Here is a 6,641-nt window from a genome sequence, read left to right as displayed (position 1 = left end):
AAATCGTCGAGGAGACGGCTATCGAGTTCGGCGCGTCGAACGCCAACACGCAAGTCTCGAAACTCCGCAGCGCCGACCCTGACACCATCATCGCCACGACGTACGTCGCCGGCGGCGTGCTCCTCGCACAGGCACTCCAGGACCAGGATTACCGCCCACCGTACCTGACTGCCTCCGCATCTGCGACGTTCACCGACGACGATGCTATCGCCGACATCGGCGAGTTCGCCAACGGCGTCTTGGACAACAACTACGCGCTGAACCCGACCATCGACAAGACCGCAGAGGTCCGGTCGCAGTTCACCGAGAACTACGACCAGGAGTTCTCCGCGTCCGTCGGGATGGCGTACACCGCGGCAGAAGTCATCATCCAAGCGGTCGAAGAAGCGGGTAGCGACGACCCCGACGACATCAACGAGGCGCTGAAGAACCTCCAGTACGACGACCACATCTCTGCGATGGGTACCATCGAGTTCAACGAGGAGGGTGAGAACGTCAACGCCCTCGGACCAGTCAACCAGGTCCAAGACCTCTCGGTCAAGGTCGTCTACCCAGACGAGTACGCGGAGGCCGACCCACAGGTCTAAGTTCGCGTACACGTCAACGAATCACCTCGAAAAGATAGTTACCTTTTATGGCAGTTGCCAACAATCCCCGAGCGTAGACACCGCATGCGACACCTAGTCACATCGGTCGCCCCACTCCCATTGCAAGGTGGTGGTCTCGGCCGATTCATCGATCCGTTTGCACAGTTCCTGACCGACGTCGCCAACATGGAGCCGGTTCTCCTCCAGTTGCTCGCGTTCGGCCTCCTCCTCGGAGGCGTGTACGCACTCACGGCGCTGGGTCTGACGATGATCTTCGGCGTCATGGACGTCATCAACTTCGCCCACGGCGTGTTCCTCGTCGTCGGGATGTACACGGTCTGGTTGGTCTCGACCACGGTCGGAATCAGCCCGTTCGTCGGCATCCCCATCGCCGCAGTCGTCTTGTTCGTCTTGGGTATCGGCGTCCACATCTTGACAGTCGAACCGATTATCGAGGCACCCCAACAGAACCAACTCATCGCCACCCTCGGCGTGTTGCTGATAATCCAATCGGCCATCGAGATTATCTTCACGCCCGACCCGCAGCAAGTCGAACTCTCGCTCGGGTCCGTCCAGGTCGGCGGCGTGTTCATTCCGCTGGGCCAGTTCTACGCCCTCCTCATCGCCCTCGGGACGATGCTCGGCGTCCGCGCGTTCTTGAACCGGACCGACCTCGGTCGCAAGATTCGCGGCACGGCGGACAACCGTGACGGCGCCCGCTACGTCGGCATCAACGTCCCGCAGATCAACTACCTCACCTTCGGTATCGGCGCGGCACTCGCAGGCGTGGCCGGTGGGTCCATCGCGCTCTTCCAGCGCTTCGACCCGTTCACGGGCGAGACGTACCTCATCAACGCCTTCGTCATCGTCATCCTCGGTGGTCTCGGGTCGTTCCCCGGGGCGTTCGTCGGCGGACTCATCGTCGGCATGATTCAGGTGTTCGGCGGGTACTACCTCCCCGGAACGACCTCACAGGTGCTCATCTTCCTCTTGTTCATCGGCACACTGCTGGTGAAGCCTGAGGGTCTCTTCGGAGGTGCGAACGCATGAGCACCCTCGACTCGGTCCGTGAGAGTTACCAGACGTTCGACGACCAGCGGTTCGCACCGCTCGTCAAGGGTGTCGTCCTGTTCACACTCCTCGCTGCGCTCCCGTTCATCATCGAAATCGACGTTGCCGGGATGGAGCTCGCGGCTACCTTGAGCCTGAAAGTGCTCATCCTCACCGTCATCTACGCCTACACTGCCCAGTCGTGGAACATCATGTCCGGGTACACCGGACAGTTCTCGTTCGGACACGCGGCGTTCTTCGGTATCGGTGCGTACGCGACGCAGAAACTCCTCGTCGACTTCGCCATCAACCCCTGGCTTGGCATGCTCGTCGCGGGCATCATCGCCGCGCTGTACGGCCTCCTCATCGGTGCGCTCTCGTTCCGCTTCAATCTGAAGGGCCACTACTTCGCGTTGGCGACGCTCGCGTTCGCCGAACTGCTCCGATTCGTCGTCACGAACATGTCGGAACTGCGTGGGGCCAACGGCTACTTCAAACCGTTCCCCCGTGACTACGGTGCCGAGTACGGCCTCGTCGCCTTCCAGTTCCAGAACGACCTCCCGTACTACTACGTCATCCTCGGGTTCCTGCTCGTCGTGACGGTCATCTCGTGGGCCATCAAGAACTCGTGGGTCGGCCTGTACTTCTTCGCCATCCGCGAAGACGAACGCGCCGCCGCGAGCGTCGGTGTCCCGTCGTTCCGGTACAAACTCATCGGCGTCGCGGTGAGTGCGTTCTTCACCGCACTCGGTGGCGCGTACTGGTCGATGTACTTCAACACCATCCGACCGGACACCGTCTTCGCACTGTTCAAGAACGTCGAGTTGCTCCTCCCCGCCGTCGTCGGCGGACCGGGCACGCTCATCGGCCCCATCGTCGGGTCGTTCATCGTCACGCCGGTCAGCGAGGTTGCGCGGACGACGTTCACCAACATCAACGGACTGGACCGCATCATCTACGGCGCATTCCTCGTCGCCATCGTCATCTACTCTCCACGCGGCGTGGTGAGTTGGCCGAGTCGCGCCCGCGCCCTCTGGAACCGCGTTCGCGGTGACACGGAGGTGAGCGAACGATGACGAACATGGACCACCAATCACCCGAGCGAGACGGAGAGACCCTCTTGACCGTCGAGGGCGTCGGAAAACGCTTCTCCGGGCTTCAAGCCCTCCAAGACGTAGACATGACGGTCAACAGCGGTGAAATCATCGGCCTCATCGGCCCCAACGGTGCCGGAAAGACCACCCTGTTCAACTGCATCAGTGGTGCGTTCCCGCCGACGTCGGGGACAGTCACGTTGGAAGGAAACGTCATCTCCGGCCTTCCCGCACACAAGGTCGCACGGGCGGGACTCGCACGGACGTTCCAGATTACGCGACCACTCGAAGAACTGACCGTCGTCGAGAACGCGATGGTCGGTGCACACATCCACACCCGACGGCGGCAGGAAGCACGCGAAATCGCGCTCGAAAACCTCGAGTTCGTCGGTCTGTCCGACCGCGCAGAAGAGGAAGCGGGTGAACTCACCGTCGGCGCACAGAAGCGTCTCGAACTCGCGCGCGCCATCTCGACGCGGCCGAAGATTCTGCTCCTCGACGAGATTATGGCGGGACTGACGCCACAGGAGTCGAATCAGATGCTCGGACTCTTTCGGCAGTTGCGAGAACGGGGGACGAGCCTCCTCATCATCGAACACGACATGAAAGCCATCATGAACATCTCAGACTACGTGAAGGTCCTCGACCAGGGCCAAGGAATCGCCTTCGGCAAACCCAACGAAGTCGTCGAAGACGACCGCGTCATCGAGGCGTACATCGGAGGGTTCGACGTCGATGCTTGAACTCGAAGGCGTCCGCGCGGGGTACGACGAGATAGAAGTGCTCCACGGCGTGGACATGCACGTCGACGAGGGAGAGATCGTCGCGCTCATCGGGTCGAACGGAGCAGGGAAGACCACGACGATGCGCACGATTTGCGGTATCCTCTCGCCGAGTCACGGCCGTATCACCTACCGTGGCGAGGAGATACACACCGAACCGTCGCACGAAATCGTCGAGCGCGGTATCGTGCAGGTTCCCGAGAACCGCGACTTGTTCACCAACATGACGGTGATCGACAACCTCCTCCTCGGCGCACAGACCGACGAGGCCATCGCGAACCGCGAGGAGAACCTCGCAGAGATGCTCGACTTGTTCCCCCGACTCGAAGAGCGCAAGAAGCAACGCGCCGGGACGATGTCGGGCGGCGAACAACAGATGTTGACCCTCGCACGCGCTCTGATGGGAGAACCGGACCTCCTCATCCTCGACGAACCGTCGATTGGACTCGCGCCACATCTCGTCCAAGAGGTGTTCGACGTGGTCGAAGAGATTCACGAACAAGGCGTGACCGTCCTCATGGTCGAACAGAACGTCCAACAGACGCTCCAAGTGGCCGACCGCGGGTACGTGATGGAGAACGGCCGAATCAGCATGACTGCGAGCGGGTCCGACCTCCTCGAAGACGAAAGCGTCGTCGAGGCGTACCTCGGGGTGTGAGATGAACGAAGCGACGCTGGCATCGTTCGTCTCGACGCTCGACCGGGAAGACATCCCGGACGACGTCGCTGCCCGCGGGTCACTCGTCATCGCCGATACGGTGGGTGTCATCCTCGGTGGCGCGTCCGACCCCGCGGTGTCGTCGCTCACGCGAAGATGGGCGTCCCAGAACGGCGGGCAGGCGACCATCCTCGGGACCGCCGGCGAGCGAACGTCTGCGTACCGTGCGGCGTTCGTCAACGCGACTGCAGGGACCGTCCTCGAACTGGACGAAGGCCACCGATTCGCGGCAGGACACCCCGCGATTCACGTCTTGCCGGCGCTCTTAGCCGACGGTGAGTCGTCGTACCGGAGCGGTGACGAACTTCTGACCGCGTTCGTCGCCGGGTACGAGGTGGCTGTCCGCGTCGCCGAGATGGTCGTCCCGCTTGCAGACGGCGTCCACCCACACGGCGTGTGGGGCGGTGTTGGAACGGCAGCAGCAGTCGCTCGCCTGCGTGAACTCGACGCCGAGACGACGCTCGACGCGATGCGCATCGCAGCGAACTACGCACAGCACACGCGATTCGAAGCGGCAACCGAGGGTGCGACGGTCAGAAATAGCTACGCGGGTATGAGCAACCTCTCGGGAGTCATCGCCGTCGAACAGGCCGAAGCGGGATTCACCGGCCTCGAAGACGGTATCGCACGCCACCTCGACTCCATCGCGTCTGGCGAACCGAATCGAGACGCCCTCGCCGACGAACTGGGCGAACGCTGGGAAATCGAGCGAGGCTACTTCAAAGTCCACGCAGCGTGTCGGTACACGCACGCCGTCCTCGACGCCGTCGAGACACTCGCCGAGGCACAGGAACTCGACGCGGCAGACGTCGAGGCGGTGAGCGTAGAGACGTACCCAGCAGCGGCGTCGCTTTCGAACACCCGTCCGAAGAACGCGCTTCAGGCGAAGTTCTCGGTTCCGTTCGCCGTCGCGTCGGCGTTGGTGACCGGCGACACCGGGAAACTGTCGTTCACCGACGACGCACTGACAGAAGAGACACTCGCACTGGCCGAGCGAGTCGAAGTCACTGCCACCGAAGAGTTCGCCTCGCGCGTCCCCGACGAACGCGGGGCGCGGGTGACCATCGAGACAGTCGGCGGCGAGTCAGTCAGTCACGCAGTTCGCGCCGCGCGTGGCGGTGAACACGCACCCTTTTCGGACGCCGACCTTCGAACCAAGTTCGAACACCTCGTCGCACCCGTCATCGGGGCCGAGAGTATCGACGGCCTCTGGGCCGCCGCCCGCGAACCCGCGGCCCCCCGCGTTCTCACCGCCCTGACCCGGGCGTGAGACATCCCCTCCTCATTCATCGAAGACCTATGATTCCACAGACACCAGTTCGAGACTGGGAACGGCACGTGTACGACTTTCTGAACACCGAGGTTCCACCGCACGTCCGAGCGGTCGGCACGCGCGTCGTCGCGGACGTACTCGCGGCCACTGTCGCAGGTGCAGCAGCGCCGCAGAACGCCTCGGTCTTCCGCGAAGTGGCCCTCGCCGACGGTCCAGCGTCAGTTCTCGGAACCGACCGGCGAACAGACCCCGCACAGGCGGCCCTCCTGAACGCCACCGCCGCGATAACACAGGAGATAGAAGAGGGCCACAACCGAGGCGGGCACGTCGGTGCGAGCATCGTGGCGGGTGCCATCGGTGTCGCCGAGGCCCACGACGTAGACGGCGAGACGTTCGTCGATGCGTGCGTTCGGTCGTACGAACTCTGCACCCGCTTCGAGTACGCTATCTTCGCGATGAAGGCGCGACTCAACGACGCGGTTCCGTGGCTTATTCGGGACCCTCACTCGACGTGGACGACGCTCGGGCCTGCGCTGACCGCGGCCGTCTGTATGGGGCACTCGGACGACGAGATACGCGAGACGGTCCGAACGGCGCTGAACCTCGCTGTCGTCTCGATGCACGACCCATTCGCCGAGGGCGCGCCGTCACGGAACTTCACGGCGGGGTTCTCCGCACAGGCAGGGGTGAGTGCCGCGACGCTCGCTGGGGCCGGTCTTCGCGGGTCAGCGGCGGCGATGGAAGCAGTGTACGACCCCTTCGAGTCCATCCTCGAAGACGGGGAGTTCGACCACCTGTTCGACTCGCTCGGCGAAGCGTGGTGGGTCACAGAGGCGTACCACAAACCCTACCCCTCCTGTCGGTACACACACGCCCCACTGGATGCGCTCCGAGACGCCGACGCAGACGGTCTCGAACCCGACGACGTGGAGCGAATCGACGTGTACACCTACCGAAACGGTGTCGACATGAGTCACACCCGACCGGCTACCCTGACAGCAGCGAAGTTCTCCACGCCGTACGTCCTCGCGCGGTGGGTCGCCGACGGTGCCATCTCTCTCGAGCACTTCCTCGACGATGCGCTCGAAGAGGAGGCGGTTCAGGCGCTCTCAGAACGGGTTCACCTCCACGCCGACG

The 6,641-nt window shown here is 63.2% G+C and carries 7 protein-coding genes; all 7 read left to right on the top strand.

Annotation, left to right across the window (positions count from 1 at the left end):
* The coding region (locus AUR66_RS10180) for an ABC transporter substrate-binding protein (RefSeq protein ID WP_157533057.1) at nt 1-587 on the top strand (587 nt) is incomplete at its 5' end.
* Nucleotides 588-671: 84 nt separating this feature from the next.
* A complete protein-coding gene (locus tag AUR66_RS10175) occupies nt 672-1,637 on the top strand; it encodes a branched-chain amino acid ABC transporter permease (RefSeq protein ID WP_058572320.1) in 966 nt (321 codons plus the stop codon).
* Entirely contained in the window at nt 1,634-2,713 is a 1,080-nt protein-coding gene (locus AUR66_RS10170) for a branched-chain amino acid ABC transporter permease (protein WP_058572319.1), read from the top strand. The genes AUR66_RS10175 and AUR66_RS10170 overlap by 4 nt, the downstream gene beginning before the upstream one ends.
* Complete coding sequence (locus tag AUR66_RS10165) at nt 2,710-3,474, top strand: ABC transporter ATP-binding protein (protein WP_058572318.1); 765 nt, start codon at nt 2,710-2,712, stop codon at nt 3,472-3,474. Before AUR66_RS10170 ends, AUR66_RS10165 begins: the two co-directional genes overlap by 4 nt.
* Nucleotides 3,467-4,171: an ABC transporter ATP-binding protein gene (locus AUR66_RS10160; RefSeq protein WP_058572317.1), complete on the top strand. Its 705-nt coding sequence runs from the start codon at nt 3,467-3,469 to the stop codon at nt 4,169-4,171. The genes AUR66_RS10165 and AUR66_RS10160 overlap by 8 nt, the downstream gene beginning before the upstream one ends.
* A gap of 1 nt (nt 4,172) precedes the next feature.
* The gene (locus tag AUR66_RS10155) at nt 4,173-5,501 is read left to right on the top strand and encodes an MmgE/PrpD family protein (protein ID WP_058572316.1); all 1,329 of its coding nucleotides are present in this window, start codon (nt 4,173-4,175) and stop codon (nt 5,499-5,501) included.
* Nucleotides 5,502-5,530: 29 nt separating this feature from the next.
* Nucleotides 5,531-6,641 (top strand): MmgE/PrpD family protein (locus AUR66_RS10150; RefSeq protein ID WP_058572315.1); only part of this gene is annotated, 1,111 nt, incomplete at its 3' end.

This window comes from Haloferax profundi (assembly GCF_001469865.1).
Taxonomy (GTDB): domain Archaea; phylum Halobacteriota; class Halobacteria; order Halobacteriales; family Haloferacaceae; genus Haloferax; species Haloferax profundi.
The sequence above is the reverse complement of the archived record's forward strand: the minus strand, read 5'-3'. Positions and strand labels throughout refer to the sequence as shown.

What these genes read in the sequence shown, in the direction of transcription:
- AUR66_RS10175 (WP_058572320.1), top strand. Translation starts at nt 672, where the DNA reads ATGCGACACCTAGTCACATCGGTCGCCCCACTCCCATTGCAAGGTGGT.
- AUR66_RS10170 (WP_058572319.1), top strand. Translation starts at nt 1,634, where the DNA reads ATGAGCACCCTCGACTCGGTCCGTGAGAGTTACCAGACGTTCGACGAC.
- AUR66_RS10165 (WP_058572318.1), top strand. Translation starts at nt 2,710, where the DNA reads ATGACGAACATGGACCACCAATCACCCGAGCGAGACGGAGAGACCCTC.
- AUR66_RS10160 (WP_058572317.1), top strand. Translation starts at nt 3,467, where the DNA reads ATGCTTGAACTCGAAGGCGTCCGCGCGGGGTACGACGAGATAGAAGTG.
- AUR66_RS10155 (WP_058572316.1), top strand. Translation starts at nt 4,173, where the DNA reads ATGAACGAAGCGACGCTGGCATCGTTCGTCTCGACGCTCGACCGGGAA.